The sequence below is a fragment of the Streptomyces sp. NPDC047117 genome (genome assembly GCF_040643545.1).
GTDB lineage: Bacteria > Actinomycetota > Actinomycetes > Streptomycetales > Streptomycetaceae > Streptomyces.
Genome location: NZ_JBEYUN010000002.1, coordinates 240,650 through 263,708 on the forward strand (window position 1 = coordinate 240,650; position 23,059 = coordinate 263,708).

A 23,059-nucleotide genomic window follows, 5' to 3' on the forward strand; every position below is an offset into this window, starting at 1 on the left:
CCCGATCACCGGGACTTTCGTCCTCGGCCGCGTGGGAGGGGCGGCGTGGCGCCGTCGCGAAAGCGACCCCGGGGCCGGGGGGCCGCCCCGGACGCGGCTGCTGCGTTGGGGCCGGTGTGGTTACACTCGCCCGACCGCACCGGGCGGGAGCTGCCGGTAAAGGCCGTAGGGGAGACGGGGACGAATGGTGGAAACGAAGAAGATCGCGCTGTATGTGGTCGTCGTCTTCGTCCTGTACACGATCGTCACGTCCCCCACCCGGGCCGCCGATCTCGTCCAGATAGGCTTCGAGGGCATTTCGGACGCCGCCCAGGGCGTCGGCCAGTTCATGACCTCGCTGATCCAGTAGCCGACCGGCAGAGCCCCTCGCGCCGGCCCGTCCGCCCCATAGGGCCGGGCGCCCGCCGCCAGTCCGGCAGAAACGATCCAGCGGGCCCGCACGCCCGTACGTACGCACTCACGGAGGCCCGCCCATGATCCGCCACCTGGTCCTGTTCAAGCTCAACGAGGGCGTCGAGCGCGACGAGCCGCGCGTCGCGGCCGGCGTGAAGGCGTTCCAGGAGCTCGGCGACCTCATCCCCGACGTGGAGTTCTGGGAGTGCGGCTGGAACGTCACCGACCGCCCGATCGCGTACGACTTCGCGATCAACTCGGCCGTCGCCGACAAGGACGCCCTGACGCGCTATCTGGAGCACCCCGCCCACCAGGCGGGCGTCCGCCAGTGGGCGGAGTTCGCCACCTGGGTGATCGCCGACTACGAGATCTGATCCGCCGGTCCGGAAGCGTCCGGACCACGGCCCCGCCCGGCCCCTTCCGGGTCGCGCCGCCGCCGGCCCGCCACGGGCCGACAGTGCCCCTCGCCCCAGCGGGCGAGGGGTTTCTTCATGCCCGCCCGCCTCCCGGCGCCTGCGAGAGGCCGCTCCCCGGCACCCCCGTACCGCCCGCCGCCGACCGCTCGGCGCCCCTCCCCGCAGCCTCCCCGCGGCCTCCACCTGCCCCTCGCCACATCAACTGCCGCTCAACACGGCGTTATGCGGTGCTTGCACACACTGCACATGTCTTGTGATGCTATGACCGCTTTTGCCGGATACATCCGCTTCAGCACAGCCCAGTCCGACACAAAGCCCAGTCCTGTGAAGGGGAGGCGTGAACCGTGACGGCCCGTACTGCGCCGAAGGCGCCATCCCGCCAGAGCAGGAGTGCGGACACCCGGGCGCTCACGCAAGTCCTCTTCGCCGAGCTGGCGGGCCTGGAGGCGGGCACCCCCGCGCACGCCCGGGTGCGGGACGCGCTGATCGAGGCGAACCTCCCCCTGGTCCGTTACGCGGCCGCGCGCTTCCGCAGTCGCAACGAGCCGATGGAGGACGTGGTCCAGGTCGGCACCATCGGCCTGATCAACGCGATCGACCGGTTCGACCCGGACCGCGGCGTGCAGTTCCCCACCTTCGCCATGCCGACCGTCGTCGGCGAGATCAAGCGGTACTTCCGGGACAACGTCCGCACGGTCCACGTACCGCGCCGGCTGCACGAGCTGTGGGTACAGGTGAACGGCGCCACCGAGGACCTGACGGTGCTGCACGGCCGGTCCCCCACGACGGCCGAGATCGCCGAGCGCCTGAAGATCGGCGAGGAGGAGGTCCTCGCGTGCCTGGAGGCCGGCCGCTCGTACCACGCGACGTCCCTCGAAGCCGCGCAGGAAGGTGACGGCCTGCCGGGTCTCCTGGACCGCCTCGGCTACGAGGACCCGGAGCTGGCCGGCGTGGAACACCGCGACCTGGTGCGCCACCTCCTGGTCCAGCTCCCGGAACGGGAGCAGCGCATCCTCCTGCTGCGCTACTACAGCAACCTGACGCAGTCCCAGATCAGCGCGGAGCTGGGCGTGTCCCAGATGCACGTCTCCCGGCTGCTCTCCCGGAGCTTCGCCCGACTGAGATCCGCAAACAGGATCGACGCCTAACCAGGACGAGGTACGACCCCCCGGTAACGCCACTCCTTCCTGCAGGGATATGTCGACTTGGCGCTACAGCGTGTTGCCGACATGTGACATTCTGCAGGAACCGCGTTTGCCGTGGCGCCGCCTCCGGTATTCAGGTGGAGGCTGAACTCTTCGCTCCGCATGGGGCAGAGGAGGCGCAGCGGCGACCCGACCGCGACCTCAAGGGGGTGGCATGTCCGTAGAACTGGGCAGCTCGAAGGTGCTTCCCGCACCAGCACCGCAAGTGCATGACGACGACGCCCTCAACACCCGTACGCTTTCCCGCTCCCTCTTCTTGCGGCTGGCCACGCTCGACAAGGACAGCGTGGAGCGTACATACGTCCGCGACACGCTCATCGAGCTGAACCTCCCGCTGGTGCGTTACGCCGCTGCCCGCTTCCGCAGCCGCAACGAACCCATGGAGGACATCGTCCAGGTCGGCACGATCGGCCTGATCAAGGCGATCGACCGGTTCGACTGCGAACGCGGCGTCGAATTCCCGACGTTCGCCATGCCTACCGTCGTCGGCGAGATCAAGCGCTTCTTCCGCGACACCTCCTGGTCGGTACGGGTCCCGCGCCGCCTCCAGGAGCTGCGCCTGGCGCTCACGAAGGCCAGCGACGAGCTGTCCCAGAAGCTCGACCGCTCTCCCACCGTCTCCGAACTGGCGGCGTGCCTGGGGGTGTCCGAGGAGGACGTGGTCGACGGCCTCGCCGTCGGCAACGCCTACACCGCCTCGTCCCTCGACTCCCCGTCCCCCGAGGACGACGGCACCGAGGGCTCCCTCGCGGACCGCCTCGGCTACGAGGACAGCGCGCTGGAGGGCGTCGAGTACCGCGAGCCCCTCAAGCCCCTCCTGGCCAAACTCCCCCCGCGGGAACGCCAGATCATCATGCTCCGCTTCTTCGCGAACATGACCCAGTCGCAGATCGGCGAGGAGGTCGGCATCTCCCAGATGCACGTCTCCCGCCTTCTCACCCGCACCCTCGCCCAACTCCGTGACGGCCTGACCACGGACTGACGACGCGAATCCCCCCGGGCACCAGGGACCCGTCCCGGCCCGGGGCAAAGCCATGCGCGTACGCCCTTCCGGTGCCGCCGCGACTCTTCCTGCCTGACGGCCCGTCAGGCACACTGTCGCAATGCGACGGAGGACAGCTGGCGCGACCACAGGTGTCGTACTGCTACTGGGCGCTGCCCTACTGACCATCCCCGGAGGCAGCGACGACGAGGGCTACATCGCCACGGGCGCGGCAGACACCACCCACTCCCCTTCCAAACCCGTGCCCCCCACGGACGACGTCACCCTGACACCCCTGGACGGCCCGAGGGACGCCGACTCCCCGCACCCCGACGCGTCACGTCCTGACGGGACCAACAAGCCCCCGACGAAGGGCCCCACGGCGCCCGACGGACGCGCCGGGTCCAACGAGTCGGGCGCCCCGTCAGGCCCTCAAAATCCCCCCACCGCCAGCAAGGGCACCGAGGGCGGCAGCACCGGGGGCGACGACACAGGCACACCGGCGGACAACGACGACTCCCCGAGCGGCCGTCCTGGCGACGACGAGCCCACCCCCTCCGCCCCGGACACCGGCTCCCCCGCCCTCCTAGAGCTCTCGACCCCCGACCTGGCCGACACCGACACCCGCTGGTGCGAAAAGGTCACCCTCAATCTCCACAACACCGGCGGCCAACCGGTACGCGAAGGCACCCTCACCTTCCACACCCACATCATCGGCGGCCTCGGCATCGACTGGGCCACCCGAAAATCCACCCGCCCCCTACCGGCCCCCCTCCCAGCCGGCGCGACAGAAAAACACACCTGGAAGATCTGCGTAGACGCCTGGCGCGTGCCCCTCGGCATGCACATCGACACGAAGAACGTGGACGCGGACTGGAAGTGACGCGGGGTCCGCCTACGCGACGAAGGAGCCCATGGCGGGTGTCGTGACGATCAGGCCCTCCGCGCGAAAGGGCTGCCAGGGCCTGCGTCTGTCGGCTTGCCTGTGAGGTCTTCCGGGAGCCGCTGAGAGACGAAGGAGCCCGCGCCGGGATGGGTGTGGATCAAGCCTTCGGCGCGTAGGCCGCGGTGCACCTTCTGGGAGGTCGAGGTGACGATGCCGAACTCCGCCGAGAGGTTCAGTACGGAGGGGACGCGCGCGCCGAGGGTGTAGGTGCCGTCTGTGATGCGCCGGCGGATCGCGTCGGCGACCTGCTGCCGATGCACCCGTCGTCATCTGCGGCTGCGGCGGCCTTCACGCGTCCTGCGGGTCGCCTGTGAAGTCTTCCGGGAGCTGCTTCGAGACGAACGAGCCCATGCCGGGCGTCGTGACGATGAGGCCCTCAGCCCGAAGGGCAGCGGTGACCTTGCGTACGGTCACGCGGGCGACGCCGAACTCCTGCTCCATCCGGACCTCGGAGATCAGGTGGGCGGGCGGGTACTCCCCGCTCGCGATCCGGCTGCGGATCACGTCGGCGATCTGTACCCACTTGGGCTGCGTCGGATCGAACTCCATCACGAACAGGACTGTACGGAACAGTAACTAGGTCGTCATAGACGCTCCCCGGTGTAGATAGCTATAGACAGGTGCCTATAGCAGCCCTACGCTGACGCAACAGAGAGCCCCGGCGGCTGCGGCAACAGCCCCGGGGTGTGGTCAACGCCAACCCTGAAGAGGAGCGCCGACATGTGTCACCGTATCGTCCGGGCCGTGGTGTGGCTGGGAGAACTGTTCTTCCGGCCCGTTACGACGGTCAGTCCCAGCCCCCCTCCCCCGCCCATGCCTTCGCAACCACCCCGGCGGCCCGACGAGTTGATCGACGGGGACGCGGTCCGGCTCGTGCGGCCGTACCTCGTGGTCTGTGAGCGGCAGGCTCGGGAGCGGGCCGTTCGGCTCTTCGCGTACGACGCTCGGATCTCGGTGTTCGCCTCGTGAGCGGGCCGGAACAGCTTCGGCTGCTGCCCTGGGACCGGGGTGATGGGCGGCGGTGTTATCTGTCGACCGATGCGGACGGGAGTGGGTATGTCGCGCGGCTGGCCGATGAGATGGAGGCCGTGCAGATGGCCATGGGGGCTCGGTTGGTCGAGCGGGCCGGGGAGGTGCTTGCGCGGCGGGCGCGACCGAATGAACTGCGGTGCATGGCGTACGGGCTGGTTGAGGCGTTGCGGGATGCGTTGCGGGTTGCCGAGAGCCGGGGTGGGCGGATGGTCCGGCCGCCGCAATAGCCGGGCCCAGCGGCAGCCTTGACCTCCGCAGTCGCCGCAACGGGCGAAGGGGCTGCTGAACGGACCCTGTCGTGGTGCGCGGCCCGGTGGGGCGGGGGAGGGTGAGGGCAAGGAAGGGGGGCCACGAGAGGAGCGAGTTCGGTGAGTGCCGCGAAGGATGAGCTGTACGCGACGGATGTGACGGACGCGCGGTGGCGGAAGAGCAGTAAGAGCTGGGCCGAGTACGCCTGTGTGGAGGTCGCGGAGCTCGGCGGTGGTGCGGTGGCCATGCGGGACTCGCGGCATCCGGAGCGCGGGGACCTGCGGTTCACGGCGGAGGAGTGGACCGCGTTCTGTGGCGGGGTGCGGGACGGCGAGTTCGACTGAGCAGGCCCGTACATGAGTAAGGGCTTCTCCCGGTGATGTTGATGCCGACTGGCGGCGGTTGGCCGGGAGAAGCCCTGAAGTCGTAAGGGAGCGGGGAGGGGGGACGGGGTGAGGGGCGCGGCCGCTCGTGGGGCGCGGCCCCTCGTGGGGACGAGTCGTCAGGCCAGGGCCAGCCACGCCGCCGCGGCGACGATCACGATGGCGACGACCACGCCGATGATGATGCCCGCGCGGGGGCCCGAGGAGGTCTGCTGGGTGGCCGCGGCGGCGCGGGGGGACCGGGGGGCGCCTTCGTCGACGAAGGCGCGGAACATCTGCGTGCTGCCGGCCGGGTCGTGGTTGCCGCCGGGCGTCTGCGGGTTGTTCGCCATAGGCCGAGACCCTAGCGAACCGGTGGGTAGGGGGACACCCCCGGGCACGGGTGGGGCCATCCCGTGGGGCGGCGGGCATCGGTGGGTGACGTCGGTGGGGAGTCGGGCAGAGGGGTGCGAAGCGGTCAGGGGGCGCGAAGGTGGCCCTTGTGCCCCGGTGGACAGCACACCACACCCTTCTGACCTGCGGCTTTGTGCACCATAGCCGCACCCTTGACTCGTGCACGGTACACCTTTTTGGTTTCCTTTACCTCGTGAACCCAGGATTCGTTTGCCTGTGGCAACCAAATGGTTCTATGGTTGCCTCAAGCAACAAAAGATGTGTGGAGGTGCCCATGGCAGCGCAGGGTCAGTACCAGGAGCTGGCCAGGCAACTCACCGCCATCGGCGCTGTGAAACGCGAACTCGGGCGCATCCTGCCCCACGACTGCCCGCCCGCCTCGGTAGGCGTGCTCACCATCCTCGACCGGTACGGCGAGATGCGGATGAGCAAGCTGGCCGAGCTGTTGATGATCGACATGTCCGTGACCAGCCGGCATGTCGCCCACATCGCTGAGCGCGGCTGGATCGAGCGGGAGCCCGACCCCCTGGACAAGCGGTCCAGGCTGCTTCGACTGACACCCCGCGGACGGGAGCTCCTCGACGAGCTGGCCGTCCGCTACACAGACTCCCTCGCCCGGTACCTCGACGACTGGTCCGACGACGACGTCGGCCGGCTGAACGAGCTGCTCGCGAAGTTGCACGAGAGTTTCGGCGACTGCCGCACCCGGGCGGGACACGACCACACCACCCGTACACCAGCAGGATGAGAAGGAATTACATGGCTACAACCACACCAGCCGGTGTGCGGGGCGGCCACGCCAAGCACGGAGGCGGCAGTGCCGCCTCCGCCGGAGCCCCCATGACGCACCGTCAGATCATGGAGGCGCTGTCCGGGCTGCTGCTCGGTATGTTCGTCGCCATTCTTTCTTCGACCATCGTGTCGAACGCGCTCCCGCAGATCATTCATGATCTGGACGGCGGGCAGAGTGCCTACACCTGGGTCGTGACGGCCTCGCTGCTGGCGATGACCGCGACGACCCCGCTGTGGGGCAAGCTCTCCGACCTGTTCAGCAAGAAGCTGTTGGTGCAGCTCTCGCTGGTCATCTACGTCGGCGGCTCCGTCGTCGCCGGTCTCTCGCAGAACAGCGGCATGCTGATCGCCTGCCGTGTCGTGCAGGGCATAGGCGTGGGCGGTCTCTCCGCCCTGGCCCAGATCGTGATGGCCGCGATGATCTCCCCGCGTGAGCGGGGACGGTACAGCGGTTACCTCGGTGCTGTTTTCGCGGTGGCCACCGTGGGTGGTCCGCTGCTCGGCGGCGTCATCACCGACACCTCGTGGCTCGGCTGGCGCTGGTGCTTCTACGTCGGCGTGCCCTTCGCGGTGATCGCGCTGATCGTGCTCCAGAAGACCCTGAAGCTCCCCGTGGTCAAGCGCGAGGGCGTCAAGGTCGACTGGGCGGGTGCCTTCTTCATCAGCGCGGCGGTCTGCCTGCTGCTGGTGTGGGTCACCCTGGCCGGCGACAAGTACGACTGGATGTCCTGGCAGACCGGTGCCATGGTCGGCGGTGCCGTCGTGCTCGCGCTGATCTTCGTCCTGGTCGAGACCAAGGCGGCCGAGCCGATCATCCCGCTGCGGCTGTTCCGCAACAAGACGATCACGCTTGCCTCGCTGGCCTCGCTGTTCGTCGGTATCGCGATGTTCTCCGGCACCGTGTTCTTCAGCCAGTACTTCCAGCTGGCGCGCGGCAAGTCGCCGACGATGTCCGGCGTGATGACCATCCCGATGATCGCGGGTCTGTTCATCTCCTCGACCGTGTCGGGCCAGGTCATCACCAAGACCGGCAAGTGGAAGGCCTGGCTGGTCTCCGGTGGTGTGCTCGTGACCGCGGGTCTCGGCCTGCTGGGCACGATCCGCTACGACACCGAGTACTGGCACGTCGCGATCTTCATGGCCCTGATGGGTCTCGGCATCGGCATGATGATGCAGAACCTGGTCCTCTGCACGCAGAACCAGGTCGACCCCCAGGACCTCGGCTCCGCCTCGTCCGTCGTCACCTTCTTCCGCTCCCTCGGCGGTGCGGTCGGTGTCTCGGCGCTCGGCGCGGTGCTGGCAACCCGAGTCACGCACTACGTCAAGGACGGCCTGGCCGACCTCGGACCGGCTGCCGCCAAGGCGGCTCAGTCCGGTGCCGGCGGCGGGGGCATCCCGGACCTGGACGCCCTCCCGGCGCCCCTCCGGACGGTCATGGAGAGTGCCTACGGGCACGCTGTCGCCGACATCTTCCTGATCGCCGCCCCCTGCGCGCTGCTCGCCTTCCTTCTGACGCTTTTCATCAAGGAGGTCGCCTTGAAGACCAAGGGTGGACTGGCCCAGTCCTCCGACGACGGCTCGGACGCCACCGCGTCCGGCGCCACCACGGACGCCGCTGCCGCCGCGTCGGCCGCCGCCGCGGCCCCGGCCGCCGCTTCCGCCGCCTCGACCGAGGCGCTGGAGCCGGCCCTGGTCGGCGCCCCGTCCGTCGCCCCGGACGAGCACGCCCCGTCCTGGGCCCAGCCCCAGACGGCCGCGGCCGCGCAGGGGCAGCGCCTGGCGGCGTACGCCTCCGCCGGCGACCCCGGCACCCCGGAGGGCCCGGCCATCACCGGCTTCGTCCGGAACGCCGACGGCCAGCCGGTGGCGCGCTCCGCGGTCACGCTGATCTCCCTCAGCGGCCGCCAGCTGGGCCGCTCGGTGGCCCAGGCCAACGGCTCGTACGTGCTGAACGCCCCCGGCGCCGGCTCGTACGTCCTGATCGCGGCCGCCGACGGCCACCAGCCGCAGGCGTCCACGGTCGTCGTGGGTGACCAGCCGATCGGCTACGACATCCTGCTCAGCGGCACCAGCGGCCTGCGCGGCCTGGTCCGCAGCGTGGTCACCGGCGAGCCGGTGGACGGCGCGATGGTCGTGGTCACGGACATCCGCGGTGAGGTGCTGGCGACCGGCAAGACCGGCACCGAGGGCTCCTTCGCCTTCGACGAGCTGGCCGCCGGTACGTACACCGTCGCGGTGAACGCCACCGACTTCCGGCCGACGGCACAGCCGGTCGAGGTCAGCGGCCAGGGCATCACCCGCCTGGAGATCGCGCTGCAGTCCGGCGCCCGTGTCCAGGGCATCGTCCGGGCCGGCGCGGACCGCCGTCCGCTGCCGGACGCGCGGGTCACGCTGGTCGACGCGGCCGGCAACGTGGTCGCCACCTCCACGACCGGTGAGGACGGCGCGTACGCCTTCACCGACCTGGACACCGGCGACTACACGGTGATCGCCAGCGGATACCCGCCGGTGGCCAACGCGCTGTCGGTGGACGCGAGCGGGGCCGACGGCTACGACGTCGAACTCGCCCACCCGGGCGACTGACACCGCCACGGCGATAGAGCCAACGGGGGCCGGGGCATCTCGCCCCGTGAGCACAGCCCCGGTCGGGGGCGCGCGTTGAGCGGAGACGCGCCCCGGGCCGGACCACAGGGCCCCGGCGGCGGCGGGCATCAAAGGCAGGGGACGGCCTGCTCGCCGCCGGCCGGGGCCCACATGTACCAAGCACGACATCGGGAGTGGGTATGAGTTCGACAGGCGCGGGCGTTCGGGCACAGGTCCGGACACGCGACGGCTGGGCGGTCAAGCACGCGGTGCTGACCGTCACGGACATGACGGGCACGCAGGTCCTGCGGGCAACGGCCGACGAGGACGGCGTCGTGCGCGACGCGACGCCGCTGCAGCCCGGCCCGTACACGGTGATCGTGACGGCCGTGGGCTACACGCCGGTCGCCTCGACCTCGATCGTGACGGCGAGCGGCCGGATGGACGTCGGCAACCTGACGCTGGCCCGCCAGGGCGGCGCCGAGCTGCCCCCGCCCGGACCGTGGACGATCGACCCGATGCACTCGTCCGTGGCGGCGTCCGCGCAGCACCTGGGGATCTCCAGCGTGCGCGGCCGGTTCACCGAGTTCGCGGGCCGCATCGACATCTCGGAGGACCTGGAGAAGTCGCGCGTCGAGGCGGTCATCAAGGCCGCGTCGATCGACACCGGCAACGGCATGCGCGACGGCCACCTGCGCAACGCCGACTTCCTGGACGTGGAGACCTACCCGGAGCTGACCTACCGGTCCACGGGTCTCGAGGCGGCCGGGCCGGACCGCTGGACCGTGCACGGCGACCTCTCGCTGCACGGCGTCTCGCGGCCGGTGGACCTGAACCTCTCGTACCTGGGCACGGGCCCGGACCCGTGGGGCGGTACGCGGGCGGCGTTCAGCGCCACCGCCGAGCTGCGCCGCGAGGACTTCAAGATGAACTACAACCAGGTCGTCGCGGCAGGCATCGCCGCCATCGGCACCACCCTCCGGGTGGAGCTGGACATCCAGGCGGTCCAGGGGGACTCGCTGCCGATGGCGGGCTGAGCGGCTGTACGCAGCGCTCCGGTCGGCCGATCACTCCCGACGGTCGGCCGGGTACCCGTAAGAGAACCGGGTGACCACAAGAGAAGAAGAACGGGCGGCGGCTGTCCCTTCGTGGACAGCCGCCGCCCTTCTGTATGCCGGCGCTCCGTGCAGGGGGCCGGCGCCTTTGTGCACCCGTTCGGGTCAGGGCATGCGGCCCCGGTCGCGCATCGCCTCGAGGCCGGCGATCTGCACGTCCAGCGCGAAGGCGAAGTCGCGCTCGCGCATCTCCCGGACGCCGATGCCCTGCCGGAGCTCCAGGGACCGGGCGGACATCTCCATCGTCTCGGCGAACTCCGGGCGGTCCTGCACCGCCCCGACGACCTCGTCGAACTGCTCGTCCAGCGACTTGCCGGTCTCCCGGGAGCGCTGCTCGTGCAGCCCCTCGACCGTGCTGAAGCCGTAGACGAACTGGAAGATCGAGCCGAGCCCGCCGGAGACCTGCTCCGGGGTCAGCCCGCTGTCCCGCATGACCCGCAGCGTCGCGTTGGAGAACGCGATCGCGTGCGGGCCCACGTTGAGGTACTCCCCCAGCAGCCGCGGCGCCCAGCGGTGGGTGACCAGCACCTTGCGGTACTCGGCGGCGAGGTGCCGCAGGTGGTCCCGCCAGTCCTTGTCCGGGTCGTCCTCGTCCGGCAGCTCGATCTCGCCGGCCACCGCGTCGATGGCCAGCTCCAGCAGGTCGTCCTTGGTGTCGACGTACCAGTAGACCGACATCGCCGTGACGCCGAGCGCGGCGGCCAGGCGGCGCATCGAGAACGCCGCCAGCCCGTCCGCGTCCAGCAGCCGGACGGTCGTCGCCACGATCTTGTCCAGGTCCAGCCCGGCCGGCTGGTCCGCCTTCCGCTTCAGCGGGGGACGTTCGGTCAGCCAGACACTTTTCCGCGGCTTGCCGGCGCGGCTGCCCGTCGCTGCCATGGCGCGCCCTCCCTCATCGCTGAACTGGTCGTACGCGGTCCTGCCGCCTCGATGCTATTCCGCTTCGGCACGGGAGCGCCCCGCCTGTCCGCCGGCCTCCGGAGCCGGTGCCGCGGTCTCCCCGGCCACCGGGACGGCTGTGGCGTCCGGTGCCCCGCGCTGCGCCGCGGCGGCCCGTTCGGCGCGCTCGGCACGGCCGAGCAGCACGCCGGCGACCACACCGCCCGCGAACACCGCGGCGGCACCGACCAGTTGGCTGGTCTGGATGCCGGCCGCGAAGGCGTCGCGGACGGCGGCGCAGTCGGCGTCCGTACGGGCCGCCGCGAGCGCGGCGGGCAGCGAGCCGGCCCCGGCGGCGGCCGCCGGGATCAGCGCGGCGAAGCGGGAGTTGAGCACCGCGCCGAGGACGGCGACGCCCAGGCCCTGGCCGCACTCCATGAGCGTGCCGTTGACGCCGGCGCCGACGCCCGCCTTGGCGGGCGGGATCGCGGACATGATGGCGTTGGCCATGGCCGGCATCGAGAGCGCGACACCGACACCCATGACGATCAGCCCGGCGAGCATGCCGGAGTAGGAGTCGGCACCCAGCAGCGAGATCGCCGCGAGGCCCGCGGCGAGCAGCGTCATGCCGACGGTGATGGTGCGCGGCGTGCCCATCTTGATCATCAGCTTTCCGGCGATGCCGGAGAAGCTCAGGACGACGGCGGTCAGGGCGAGCGGCGCGGTGCGCAGCCCGGCCTCCAGCGGCGCGTAGCCGAGCACCATCTGCAGGTGCTGGGTGAGCAGGAACATCGAGCCGCCCATGCCGAACGCGACGAGGATGCCGCCCGCGACGGCGCCGACGAACTTGCGGTCGCGGAAGAAGTGCATGTCCAGCATGGGGTGCGGGGTGTGCAGCTCCCAGCGGGCGAAGACGGCGAGCGCGACGAGGCCGACGACGGCGGAGCCCAGTACGCGGGCGGAGAGCCAGCCGTGGTCGGGGCCGGAGATGATCGCGAAGACCACGGCCACCATGCCGATCATGGACAGCAGGGCGCCCGGCAGGTCGGGACGGTCGCCGGAGGGGTTCTTGGACTCCGGCACCAGCTTCAGCACGGCGATCAGGCCGAGCACCGCGACCGGCAGGTTGATCAGGAAGATCGAGCCCCACCAGAAGTGGTTCAGCAGCGTGCCGCCGATGAGCGGACCGGCGGCGAAGCCGAGGGAGTTGACCGCTCCCCAGATGCCGATCGCCTTGGGGCGCTCCTCGTTGTCGAAGATCTGGACGACGACGGCGAGGGTGGTGGTCATCAGCAGCGCGCCGCCGATGCCCATGCCGGCGCGGGCGGCGATCAGTTGCCCGGCGGACTGCGCGAAGCCCGCGACGAGCGAGCCTATGCCGAACAGCACCAGGCCGCCGGCCAGCATCTTCTTGCGGCCGTAGCGGTCGGCGGCGTTGCCGGCCGTGAGCAGCAGGCCGGACTGGACCAGCGAATAGGCGTTGATCATCCACTGGATGTCGGCGGTGGACGCGCCCAGCTCCTTGTTCAAGGAGGGGACGGCGACATTGAGGATGGTGTTGTCCAGGAGGACGGTGAGCTGCGCGAGGCAGATGACGCCGAGGATGATCCAGCGCGTGGGATGGCGCGGTGGGCTCTCGGCGGTTGCGGCAGCGGAGGCCACGGGGGACATGCAGGCTCCCTGTACGGATGTGAGCGGATGACTTACACCGTACAGGGATGCCTTATACGCCGTACATTTGATTTTCGGCCGCCGGGGCCGGGACCAGGCCCGTGCCCCGGCGGCCGGGCCGGGCCCCTCCCCCGGCGCTAATTCTTCGGGCTGGTCAGGTCGTAGAGCGTCGTGCTGCCGACGGTGACCTTCTCGTAGTTCTTCGCGACCCACGAGGTGATCTTCGAGGAGGTCCCGGAGTTACCGCCGGGGCCGCCCATGCCGCCGCCCAGGAAGTAGTGGATCTTCCCTTCCTTCACGTACTGCTGGAACTGCGCGAGCGTCGGGGACGGGTCGCTGCCGTTGAAGCCGCCGATGGCCATGACGGGCTTCTCGGTCGCGAGCTGGTAGCTCGCCGCGTTCTGCGAGCCGATGGACGCGGCGGCCCAGGTGTACTTGTCGGCATCCGCGAGCAGCTTGGCCTTCACCTCGGCGCTGACCTGCGCGCCGTTGAGCAGGCCGCCCATGCCGCCGCCTCCGCGCATGCCGTTGCGCTCGCCGCCGCCCGCGCCGCCGAAGCCGGGGAAGCCGTTGCGGGCGGCGTTGCCCTTCTGGGAGCCGTTGCCCTTCTGGTTGCCCTGGTTGCCGTTCATGCCCGGCGGCCCGCCCATCCCGCCGGGACCGCCCTGCCGGCCGTTCTGACCCTGGCCCTGCTGGTTGGCCTGCCCCTGCTGGCCGTTCCGGCCGCCCGGCATTCCGGGCGGGCCGCCCTTGCCGCCGCCCATACCGCCGGGACGGCCCATGCCGCCCGGGCCGCCCATGCCGCCCGAGACCGACGGTCCCGCCGTGATGATCGAGCCGGTGTGCGGGGTCGTCACCGTGTTCAGCGTGTACGCCACCGGCCCGGCCAGCGATGTCGCGAGGCCCAGCCCCGCGGCGCCGATCGCCAGCCGCCGGCCGGCCCCGTCCTGCCCGCGGCCGAGGACCGCCAGCGCGACCGCCGCGAACAGCCCGCCGGCCAGGACGGTCCAGCGCAGCCACGGCAGCCAGCTCGACGACCGGTCGAGCAGGACGTACGACCAGACCGCCGTGACCGCGACCGTCAGCGCGAGCACCGACGTGGCGGCGACGTGCTGCCGGCGCTGCCACAGCACCGCGGCGCCCATGCCCACCAGCGCCGCGATGTAGGGGGCCAGGGCGATGTTGTAGTACTGGTGGAAGATCCCGGACATGAAGCTGAAAGTCACGAAGGTCATCAGCAGCGCGCCGCCCCAGACCCGGAACGCGTTGCGCTGCCGCACGGCGAGCGTGTCCGTCGCAGCCACCGCGTCCGTCGCGGCCACCGCGTCCGTCGCGGCCACCGCCTCCGTCGCGTCCTTCGCGCGCCGCGCCTTCCTCAGCACGACCAGTCCGGCGATCAGCAGGATGAAGGCCGCGGGCAGCAGCCAGGAGATCTGGCCGCCCATGTCGGAGGAGAAGAGCCGGTCGATGCCGGTCTCGCCCCAGCCGCCACCGCCGCCGCCCCGGCCGCCACCGCCGCCGACGCTGCCGGTCTCATTGCCGTTGATCCGGCCCAGGCCGTTGTAGCCGAGGGTCAGCTCCAGGAAGCTGTTGTTCTGCGAGCCGCCGATGTACGGGCGCGAGGACGCCGGCCACAGTTCGACGATCGCCACCCACCAGCCGGCCGAGGCGATCAGCGCGAGCCCGGCGAGCAGCGTCTGCCCGATGCGCCTGCGGACCGTGGTGGGCGCGCAGAGCAGATAGACCAGCGCCAGCGGCGGCAGGATCAGCCACGCCTGGAGCGTCTTGACCAGGAAGGCGAAGCCGAAGCAGACCCCGGCCAGCACCAGCCACTTGGTGCGGGCGTCCTCCAGGGCGCGCAGCACACAGGCGATCGCGCAGACCATGAGCAGGCAGAGCAGCGCGTCGGGGTTGTTGAAGCGGAACATCAGCGCGGCGACCGGGGTGACCGCCAGCACGGCGCCCGCGAGCAGCCCGGCGCCCGCGCCGAAGCGCCGGCGCACGGCCGCGTACAGCACGCCGACCGACGCGACGCCCATCAGCGCCTCGGGCACCAGGATCTGCCAGGCGCCGAGCCCGAAGAGCTTCACCGACAGCCCCATCGGCCACAGCGCGGCCGGCGGCTTGTCGACGGTGATGGAGTTCGCGGCGTCCGAGGAGCCGAAGAAGAACGCCTTCCAGCTCTCGCTGCCGGCCTGGACCGCCGCCGAGTAGAAGGAGTTGGCGTACCCGGAGGCGCCCAGGTCCCACAGGTAGAGCGCGGCGGTGACCGCCAGCAGGAGCAGCAGCCCGGGGCGGACCCGGCGCGGATCGCCGGGGCTCGTCGGGGTACGCGGCTCGGGCGGGGTGTCCGCCCGCGGAGCCTCGTACAGGGGAGGCGCGGTCATCGGGAGCTCCTGGAATCACTGGTGCCCTGCTGGGCGGGGGTGGTGCCCGGGAAGACCCAGGCGCGGAAGAGGAGGAAGCGGAGCACGGTCGCGGCGAGGTTCGCGGCGATCAGTACGGCCAGTTCGGTGCCGTGCGAGGCGTCGACCGCCGCCGCGTTCAGGGCCGCCAGCGAACCGCTGGTCAGCGCGAGGCCGATGGCGAAGACGACCAGGCCCTGGGCCTGATGGCGGACCGCGCGGTCCCGGCCCCGCACCCCGAAGGTGAGGCGCCGGTTGGCGGCGGTGTTGCCCAGCGCGCAGAGCAGCTGGGCCAGCGCGTTGGCGGCCTGCGGCCCGATGCCGAGCCGGAAGAGCGAGTACAGCAGCAGGTAGGCGACCGTGCTGAGCGCGCCGACGACGCAGAAGCCGACGAGCTGGCGGGCGAGTCCGCCCGGTACGCCGGCCAGTTGCCGGTCGCGCGGGTCGTCGCCGAAGGGCCGGGCCAGCCGGTCCAGCGGCAGCGCGCCGGTGGCCAGCGCCCGCCCCACGCGCCAGACCCCCTTGAGGTCGTCGGTGGCGGTCCTGACGATGTGGACGGTGCTGTCGGGGTCGTCGACCCAGTCCACCGGCACCTCGTGGATCCGCAGCCCGGCCCGCTCGGCGAGGACCAGCATCTCGGTGTCGAAGAACCAGCCGGTGTCCTCGATCATCGGCAGCAGCCGCTGGGCCACGTCGCCGCGGATCGCCTTGAACCCGCACTGCGCGTCGCTGAACCGGGCGGCCAGCGAGCCGCGCAGGATCACGTTGTAGCTGCGCGAGATGAACTCCCGCTTGGGGCCGCGGACCACGCGCGAGCTGCGCGCCAGCCGGGAGCCGATCGCCAGGTCGGAGTGGCCGGAGATCAGCGGCGCCACCAGCGGCAGCAGCGCGTTCAGGTCGGTGGACAGGTCCACGTCCATGTACGCCAGGACGGGCGCCCGGGACATCGACCAGACGGTACGCAGTGCCCGGCCGCGGCCCTTCTGCTCCAGCCGTACCGCGGTGACCTCGGCGAGCTCGTCGTCCAGCCGGGCCGCGACCTCGGGCGTGGCGTCGGTGCTCGCGTTGTCCGCGATGGTGATCCGGAAGCCGTACGGGAACGTGTGGGTCAGGTACTCGTGGAGCCGCCGCACACACGGTTCGAGGTCGGTCTCCTCGTTGTAGACCGGGATCACCACGTCCAGCACGGTCGTGGTCCGGCCCGGCCGCAGGTGCTCGCGCGGCGGCAAGGAGCCCAGCGGGACGGGGGCCGGTGCGGGTTCCGGCGCGTGAGCCCGGGAGTGGCCCGGGGCCGGCTGTGTCGTCGTCATGGCAACGACGTTCGTCGGCCCCGCTGTCACCTCCGTGTGGTGAGCCTGTGCCCTGCCTGTGAGTCCTCGGCGGGCTCCGTCGCGTGCGTCACGGCGGGCTCGCCGCCGGGCGCGGCTGCGGGCAGCCGGACCGTGAAGACGGTCCGTCCCGGCACGCTGTCCACGCCCACCTCGCCGTCGTGCGCGGCCACCACGGCGCGGACGATGGCCAGGCCGAGGCCGGTGCTCCCGGCGGACCGCGACCGCGAGGCGTCGCCGCGCGCGAACCGCTCGAAGACGTGCGGCAGCGTCGCCGCCGGGATGCCGGGCCCGTCGTCCTCGATCCGCAGCAGTACGGACGGGCCGTGCCGGGCCACCCGCGCGGTGACCGTGGTGCCCTCCGGGGTGTGCGTACGGGCGTTGGCGAGCAGGTTGACCAGCACCTGGTGCAGGCGCGCCGCGTCGGCCCGTACGAGTGCGGGTTCCTCGGGGAGTTCGAGCCGCCAGCGGTGCCCGGGACCCGCCGCGCGGGCGTCGCTGACCGCGTCCACGACCAGCGGGGAGAGATCGATGCTCGCGTACGAGAGCGGGCGGCCCGCGTCCAGCCGGGCGAGCAGCAGCAGGTCCTCCACCAGCCCGGTCATCCGGGTCGCCTCGGACTCGATGCGGCCCAGCGCGTGCCGGGTGTCGGGGCCCGGTTCCTCGCGGCCGCGCCGGGTCAGCTCGGCGTAGCCGCGGATGGAGGCGAGCGGCGTACGCAGCTCGTGGCTGGCGTCGGCGACGAACTGCCGTACCCGCGTCTCGCTCTCCTGCCGCACGGCCAGCGCCGAACCGACGTGCCCCAGCATGCGGTTGAGCGCCGCGCCGACCTGGCCGACCTCGGTACGCGGATCGGCCTCGGCGGCCGGCACCCGCTCGTGCAGCGCCACCTCGCCCTCGTGCAGCGGGAGTTCGGAGACGCGGGTGGCGGTCGCGGCGACCCGGCGCAGCGGCCGCAGCGCGAACCCGACCATCGAGGCGCCCGCGATGCCTGCCGCGACCAGCCCGGCGGCCGTCACACAGACCTCGACCACGATCAGCGTGTTGACCGTGTCGTCCACCTGGGCCAGCGGCAGCCCCACGACCACCGAACCGTCCTTGGTGGACTGGACGCGGTAGTCGCCGAGGCCGGGCAGGGCGGCGGTGTGCGGCCGGCCGTCCCGGGGGACGTCCTCCAGCGCCCGGAGCTGGGCGCCGTTCAGCGCGTCGAGGTGCTCGGCGGGCACGCGGCTCTTGGAGTCGTTGTTCTTCGCCCCGTCCGCGATCTCGCCGTCGGGCGTGACCCGGCCGCCGACGGTGCCGATCGGCTGCCCCGGCAGCGCGACGAAGTCCAGGCTCCGCCGCTGCATCGGATCGTGCATCGCGACCGGGCCCTGGGTGCGCCGGGCGGAGTCCAGCAGCTGATCGTCGAGCTGCGTCTGGAGGTACGAGTGCAGCGCGATCGTCGTGACCGTGCCGATGACGGTCGCGACCACGGCGATCAGCGCGACCGCGGCCACCACCAGCCGGGTACGCAGGGACCACGGTCGCCGGCCGGAACGACCGCCGGGGGTACGGAACATGAGCGTCGGTCCGCCTACTCGCCCGGCTTGATCAGATAGCCCGCGCCGCGCCGGGTGTGGATCATCGGGCTGCGGCCTGCGTCGATCTTCCGCCGCAGGTAGGAGATGTACAGCTCGACGACGTTGGCCTGGCCGCCGAAGTCGTAGCTCCACACCCGGTCCAGGATCTGGGTCTTGCTGAGCACCCGGCGCGGATTGCGCATGAGGTACCGCAGCAGCTCGAACTCCGTGGCCGTGAGGTGGATGTCCACCCCGTCGCGCGAGACCTCGTGACTGTCCTCGTCCAGCACGAGGTCGCCCACCGTGAGCACCGACTCCGCGCGCACGGCGGCGGCACCGGCCCGGCGCAGCAGTCCGCGCAGCCGGGCGACCACCTCCTCCAGGCTGAACGGCTTGGTGACGTAGTCGTCACCACCCGCGGTCAGCCCGGTGATGCGGTCCTCCACGGCGTCCTTGGCCGTGAGGAAGAGCACCGGCACGTCGGGCAGGTCGCGGCGGAGCCGGCCCAGCACGGTCAGGCCGTCCATGTCGGGCAGCATGACGTCCAGGAGCACCGCGTCCGGCCGCCACTCGCGCGCGGCCCGCAGCGCGCTCGTACCGTCCCCGGCGGAACGGATGTCCCAGCCCTCGTAGCGCAGCGCCATCGAGAGCAGGTCGGTGAGCGACGCCTCGTCGTCGACGACGAGCACGCGCACCGGGCTCCCGTCGGGGCGCAGCAGTTCCGGTTGCTTCTTCGCGGAGGGCGGCGATCCGGCTGTGGCAGTCATACCGGCAAGCCTGGCGGCGGCCTCTGAGAGCGCCCTTTCCGGTTCCTGTGAATTTCCTGAGAAACGCAGGCGGGCACGGCAGAAGAGCGTCCGACCGGCTGGGCCGCCCCCCGCGCGGTCCAGCCGGTCCCACTGAGTAAGAGCATGGCAGGCACCACTGACAATCGGCCCTGTGCGAGGGGCGGGCCGGGCGCCGCTGTCAGAGGTCCAGCAGCCGGGCCGCGTTCCCGTGGCACACACCGCGCAGCCAGTCGTCCCCCAACTCCAGCCGCGTCAGCGACTCCAGCGCGTGCGCGTAGCCGTACGGGATGTTCGGGAAGTCGCTGCCGAAGAGGATCCGGTCGCCGAGGTCCGCCAGCCGCCCGCGCTCCTCCCGGGGGAACGGCGCCGACCGCTCGGCGAAGTCGGTGAAGTTCATCGTCGTGTCCAGGTGGACGTTCCCGTACCGCTCCGCCAGGTCCAGGAAGTCGGTGTACTCCGGCATCCCCATGTGCGCGACGACCAGCGTCAGCCGCGGATGCCGGGCCAGCACCCGTGCGACCGGCTCGGGCCCGGTGTGCTTGCCGGGCGCGGGCCCCGAACCGCAGTGGGTGACCACCGGCACTCCGGCGTCCGCCAGCAGCCCCCACACCTCGTCGAGCCGCTCGTCCGCCGGGTCGTACGCGCCGACCTGCACATGCGCCTTGAAGATCCGCGCCCCGCCCGCCAGTTCCTCCCGGACGTACGCCGCGGCACCGTCCTCGGGGAAGAAGGTCGCGGTCCGCAGGCAGTCGGGCGTACGGGCGGCGAAGTCGGCCGCCCAACCGTTCAGCCAGCGCGCCATGCCGGGCTTGTGCGGGTAGATCATCGAGGTGAACGCGCGGACGCCGAAGCCGCGCAGCACGGCGAGACGCTCGTCCTCCTCGTACCGGTACGTGATCGGCCACTCCCGGCCCACCAGCGGCCCTGCCGCGTCAAAGTACGCCCAGACCTTGGCCAGCACGCGCTCCGGCATGAAGTGCGTGTGCACGTCGATCAGTCCGGGGAGCCCCAGCTCCCGCCAGAACGCCCCGACCCGCTCGTCCCCTTCGGCCGCCGTCCCGCGCGGCCCCTCCGGCGCCTTCAGAACAACCCCTCCTGCCGTCCCTCGTCCGTACCGCTCTCCGCCCGGACCACCACGTCCGCCGTCGTCACCTTCCCCGCCGCGGCGCGCAGCACCCATCCGGACAGCAGCCGGGCGTCCAGGACCACCACCGGCACCGCGCTCCCGCCGCGGCCCTCCTGCCCTTCTTGCCGCAGGTACAGGTCGGAGCCGGCCGCGGCCAGCACCTCCCCGGCGACCTCGGCCCCCGCGCGCAGCGCCCCGACCTCCCCCACGGCCCCCGGCTCCACCGGAATCCGGGCCAGCCCGAACACCTCGGAGTGGTCCTCGTACGCGTACGGGGCGGCCCGGAGCGCCTCCGGCCAGCCCGGCAGCGACTGCGCCTCGCGGTGCAGCGCACCCAGCGCGGCGGCCCGCTCGGCGGCCGGTGGCAGCGCCCGCCGCGCCGCCCGCTTCTCCGCCTTGGCGAACCGGTCACGGACCGCCAGCGCGCTCCCCAGCAGTGCCTCGGCCCGCCGCGCGGCCATCAGCGGCCCGTGCCCCAGCCAGGAGTACCCGACCGCGCCCTGCTCCAGCAGCCGCGCCGCGCCCCGCTCGGCCGCGGTGATCCCCACCTTCAGCAGGCCGGGGCCGAAGTACGCCAGGTAGACGCCGTACGGGCGCGGATCGTCGGCCATCGTGTCAGCGGCGACCGACCGCGAACGGTCCAGCCGCGCGCAGTCCGGGCACTGGTCGCGCGCGCCCGCCCCGTCGAGCACCGCCGCGTGCGGACAGACGATCCACCGCCCGGCGCGCCACACGCCGAGGCAGCGCCGCTCGCCCTCCACCGCGAACGCCAGCGCCCGGCCGGCCGGCAGCGTGCTGCGCCGCTCCTCGCCCCGCTCCGGGTGGTACCAGCCGAGCCCGAAGGCGCCGCCCGACCACCGCGGTCCCGTGCACCGCCACATCGTCCCGCCCCTCTCACACCGCGGACACGGCCCGTTCCGTCCGCTCGTCCGCCGCGCCGGGCCCCCTGAAAGTGCTGCGGTACTGGCTCGGCGAGACGCCCAGCGCCACCTGGAGATGCTGCCGCAGCGACGCGGCGGTGCCGAATCCGGCGTCGGCCGCCACCCGGTCCACCGAGAGATCGGTGTCCTCCAGCAGCTGCCGGGCCCGCTCGACGCGCTGCTGGGTGAGCCACTGGAGCGGCGAGAGCCCGGCCTCCTCGCGGAAGCGCCGGGTGAAGGTCCGTACGCTCATCGACTCGCGCGCGGCCAGCTCGCGCAGGGTCAGCGGCCGGTGCAGATGCTCCAGGGCCCAGGCCCGGGCAGCGCCCGTCGTGGCGAACTGCCGGCTGGGCACAGGCCGCTGGATGTACTGGGCCTGGCCGCCCTCCCGGTGCGGCGGTACGACCGTGCTCCGCGCCACCTCGTTGGCCACGCCCGAGCCGAAGTCGCTGCGCACCATGTGCAGGCACAGGTCCACCCCCGATGCCACGCCCGCCGAGGTCAGCACGTGGCCGTCCTCGGTGTAGAGCACCTCCGGGTCCAGGCACACGCCCGGGAACAGCCGCCGGAAGTCGTCCGTGGACCGCCAGTGGGTGGTGGCCCGGCGCCCCTCCAGCAGGCCCGCCGCCGCCAGCACGAAGGCGCCCGTACAGATCGAGGCCACCCGGGTACCCGGCCGGATGCGGGCCAGCGCGGCCGCGAGCGGCGGATCGAGCCGCCCTTCCTCCGGCGTGTAGTCCTCGTGCGCGGCGGGCACGACCACGGTCTGCGCCTCGGCCAGCGCCTCCGGGCCGTGCGCCACGTTGATCGTGAAGTCCGCGTCCGTCCGTATCGCGCCGGGCTCGACGGCGCAGGTCACCACCTCGTAGAGCGGTTCGCCCGCGGCCGTTTTCGCCTGTCCGAAGACGCGGTGGACGATGCCCAGCTCGATCGGCAGCATGCCGTGCCGCACCAGTACGGCGACCCGGTGCCGCCCGCTCGCGAAAGCACTCATGGCCCGATCCTTGCACACCCTGGCTATCAGGCCACTCGTTTCGGGCCGGCCAGCGCCGCAAGATCGTGTTCATGAAGGTTTTCTGGCTCTACGCCCACCCCGAATCCCGCTCCCTCAACGGCTCCCTGAAGGACGAGGGCATCCGCGCGCTGGAGGAGGCGGGCCACGAGGTGCGCGTCTCCGACCTGTACGCGATGAAGTGGAACCCGGTCGTCGACGCCGAGGACTTCGACCACGACCGCACCGAACGGCTCGACGTCGCCCGCAGCTCCCAGCAGGCGTACGACAGCGGGCGGCTGGCCCCCGACATCGCCGCCGAGCAGGAGAAACTCGACTGGGCCGACGCGGTGATCGTGCAGTTCCCGCTCTGGTGGTACGGCATGCCCGCGATCCTGAAGGGCTGGTTCGACCGCGTCTTCGTGAAGGGCTTCGGATACGGCGTCACCGACGGGCAGGGCCGCACCCTGCGCTACGGAGAGGGCCGCCTGGCCGGCAAGCGCGCCATGGTCGTCCTCACCGCCGGCGCCTTCGAGCCCTCGCTCGGCCCCCGCGGCATCAACGGCAGCCTGGAATCCGTGCTCTTCCCCCTCCAGCACGGCACCTTCTGGTACAGCGGCATGTCCGTGCTGCCCCCGCTCCTGGTCCCCGCGGCCAACCGCGTCTCCCCGGACCAGTACGCCGAGGCCGCCGCCGGCCTCCGCGAGCGGCTCCGCACCCTCGCCACCACCCCGCCGCTCCCGTACCGCACCCAGAACGGCGGCGACTACGACGAGGACCTGGTCCTCCGCGCCGACCTGGCCCCGGACCGCACGGACCTCGCCATCCACCGGCGCCACTGACGACCGCGCCGGGAACGCCGAAGGCCCCGTCGATCTCTCGACGGGGCCTTCGCGTTGC

At 71.8% G+C, this 23,059-nt stretch carries 22 protein-coding genes; 10 read left to right on the forward strand and 12 right to left on the reverse strand.

What is annotated here, in order from left to right; genetic code table 11:
- The first annotated feature begins 184 nt into the window (after positions 1–184).
- From ABZ840_RS04190 to ABZ840_RS04210, 5 genes are all read left to right on the forward strand, one after another.
- Complete coding sequence (locus ABZ840_RS04190; RefSeq protein WP_181138704.1) at positions 185–349, forward strand: hypothetical protein; 165 nt, start codon at positions 185–187, stop codon at positions 347–349.
- A 124-nt stretch (positions 350–473) separates the two neighbouring features.
- Entirely contained in the window at positions 474–767 is a 294-nt protein-coding gene (locus tag ABZ840_RS04195) for a Dabb family protein (RefSeq protein ID WP_361552993.1), read from the forward strand.
- Positions 768–1,153: 386 nt separating this feature from the next.
- Positions 1,154–1,957 (forward strand): RNA polymerase sigma factor SigF, encoded by an 804-nt coding sequence (locus ABZ840_RS04200; RefSeq protein WP_361552995.1) that lies wholly within the window; start codon positions 1,154–1,156, stop codon positions 1,955–1,957.
- 211 nt (positions 1,958–2,168) lie between these two features.
- The gene (locus ABZ840_RS04205; RefSeq protein WP_361552998.1) at positions 2,169–2,996 is read left to right on the forward strand and encodes an RNA polymerase sigma factor SigF; all 828 of its coding nucleotides are present in this window, start codon (positions 2,169–2,171) and stop codon (positions 2,994–2,996) included.
- A 121-nt stretch (positions 2,997–3,117) separates the two neighbouring features.
- Positions 3,118–3,879, forward strand: coding sequence for a hypothetical protein (locus ABZ840_RS04210; protein ID WP_361553001.1), 762 nt, complete (start codon positions 3,118–3,120; stop codon positions 3,877–3,879).
- 50 nt (positions 3,880–3,929) lie between these two features.
- On the opposite strand, the gene ABZ840_RS04215 is transcribed toward ABZ840_RS04210, so the two are convergent.
- Complete coding sequence (locus ABZ840_RS04215) at positions 3,930–4,202, reverse strand: winged helix-turn-helix domain-containing protein (RefSeq protein WP_361553004.1); 273 nt, start codon at positions 4,200–4,202, stop codon at positions 3,930–3,932.
- Between the two features lie 28 nt (positions 4,203–4,230).
- Positions 4,231–4,494: a GntR family transcriptional regulator gene (locus tag ABZ840_RS04220; RefSeq protein ID WP_361553007.1), complete on the reverse strand. Its 264-nt coding sequence runs from the start codon at positions 4,492–4,494 to the stop codon at positions 4,231–4,233.
- 848 nt (positions 4,495–5,342) lie between these two features.
- Here ABZ840_RS04220 and ABZ840_RS04225 point away from each other — a divergent pair.
- Positions 5,343–5,567 (forward strand): DUF397 domain-containing protein, encoded by a 225-nt coding sequence (locus ABZ840_RS04225; RefSeq protein ID WP_361553010.1) that lies wholly within the window; start codon positions 5,343–5,345, stop codon positions 5,565–5,567.
- A 158-nt stretch (positions 5,568–5,725) separates the two neighbouring features.
- Here ABZ840_RS04225 and ABZ840_RS04230 read toward each other — a convergent pair whose 3' ends face one another.
- Positions 5,726–5,938 carry a hypothetical protein gene (locus ABZ840_RS04230; protein ID WP_361553013.1) on the reverse strand — a complete coding sequence of 71 codons (213 nt, stop codon included), beginning with the start codon at positions 5,936–5,938 and terminating at the stop codon, positions 5,726–5,728.
- A gap of 335 nt (positions 5,939–6,273) precedes the next feature.
- Here ABZ840_RS04230 and ABZ840_RS04235 point away from each other — a divergent pair, with 335 nt between their 5' ends.
- From ABZ840_RS04235 to ABZ840_RS04245, 3 genes are all read left to right on the forward strand, one after another.
- On the forward strand, positions 6,274–6,747 hold the full coding sequence (locus tag ABZ840_RS04235) for a MarR family transcriptional regulator (RefSeq protein WP_361553016.1): 474 nt from the start codon (positions 6,274–6,276) through the stop codon (positions 6,745–6,747).
- Positions 6,748–6,758: 11 nt separating this feature from the next.
- Entirely contained in the window at positions 6,759–9,374 is a 2,616-nt protein-coding gene (locus ABZ840_RS04240; protein ID WP_361553019.1) for an MFS transporter, read from the forward strand.
- A 200-nt stretch (positions 9,375–9,574) separates the two neighbouring features.
- Positions 9,575–10,411, forward strand: coding sequence for a YceI family protein (locus tag ABZ840_RS04245; protein ID WP_361553022.1), 837 nt, complete (start codon positions 9,575–9,577; stop codon positions 10,409–10,411).
- Between the two features lie 183 nt (positions 10,412–10,594).
- On the opposite strand, the gene ABZ840_RS04250 is transcribed toward ABZ840_RS04245, so the two are convergent.
- From ABZ840_RS04250 to ABZ840_RS04290, 9 genes are all read right to left on the reverse strand, one after another.
- A complete protein-coding gene (locus ABZ840_RS04250; RefSeq protein WP_361553025.1) occupies positions 10,595–11,368 on the reverse strand; it encodes a TetR/AcrR family transcriptional regulator in 774 nt (257 codons plus the stop codon).
- Positions 11,369–11,422: 54 nt separating this feature from the next.
- Positions 11,423–13,039 (reverse strand): MFS transporter, encoded by a 1,617-nt coding sequence (locus ABZ840_RS04255; RefSeq protein ID WP_361553028.1) that lies wholly within the window; start codon positions 13,037–13,039, stop codon positions 11,423–11,425.
- Positions 13,040–13,176: 137 nt separating this feature from the next.
- On the reverse strand, positions 13,177–15,426 hold the full coding sequence (locus tag ABZ840_RS04260) for a glycosyltransferase family 39 protein (protein ID WP_361553031.1): 2,250 nt from the start codon (positions 15,424–15,426) through the stop codon (positions 13,177–13,179).
- Complete coding sequence (locus tag ABZ840_RS04265; RefSeq protein ID WP_361553902.1) at positions 15,423–16,631, reverse strand: bifunctional glycosyltransferase family 2/GtrA family protein; 1,209 nt, start codon at positions 16,629–16,631, stop codon at positions 15,423–15,425. The genes ABZ840_RS04260 and ABZ840_RS04265 overlap by 4 nt, the downstream gene beginning before the upstream one ends.
- A gap of 149 nt (positions 16,632–16,780) precedes the next feature.
- Complete coding sequence (locus ABZ840_RS04270; protein WP_361553034.1) at positions 16,781–18,334, reverse strand: HAMP domain-containing sensor histidine kinase; 1,554 nt, start codon at positions 18,332–18,334, stop codon at positions 16,781–16,783.
- A 14-nt stretch (positions 18,335–18,348) separates the two neighbouring features.
- Positions 18,349–19,101: a response regulator transcription factor gene (locus ABZ840_RS04275; protein WP_361553036.1), complete on the reverse strand. Its 753-nt coding sequence runs from the start codon at positions 19,099–19,101 to the stop codon at positions 18,349–18,351.
- A gap of 199 nt (positions 19,102–19,300) precedes the next feature.
- A complete protein-coding gene (locus tag ABZ840_RS04280) occupies positions 19,301–20,206 on the reverse strand; it encodes an amidohydrolase family protein (protein WP_361553905.1) in 906 nt (301 codons plus the stop codon).
- Positions 20,203–21,129, reverse strand: a complete 927-nt coding sequence (locus ABZ840_RS04285; RefSeq protein WP_361553039.1) for a DUF2797 domain-containing protein — start codon at positions 21,127–21,129, stop codon at positions 20,203–20,205. The genes ABZ840_RS04280 and ABZ840_RS04285 overlap by 4 nt, the downstream gene beginning before the upstream one ends.
- 13 nt (positions 21,130–21,142) lie before the next feature.
- A complete protein-coding gene (locus tag ABZ840_RS04290) occupies positions 21,143–22,162 on the reverse strand; it encodes a helix-turn-helix domain-containing protein (protein ID WP_361553041.1) in 1,020 nt (339 codons plus the stop codon).
- A 71-nt stretch (positions 22,163–22,233) separates the two neighbouring features.
- Between ABZ840_RS04290 and ABZ840_RS04295 the strand changes: the two genes are divergently transcribed.
- Positions 22,234–23,001 (forward strand): NAD(P)H-dependent oxidoreductase, encoded by a 768-nt coding sequence (locus ABZ840_RS04295; protein WP_361553044.1) that lies wholly within the window; start codon positions 22,234–22,236, stop codon positions 22,999–23,001.
- Positions 23,002–23,059: the final 58 nt, after the last annotated feature.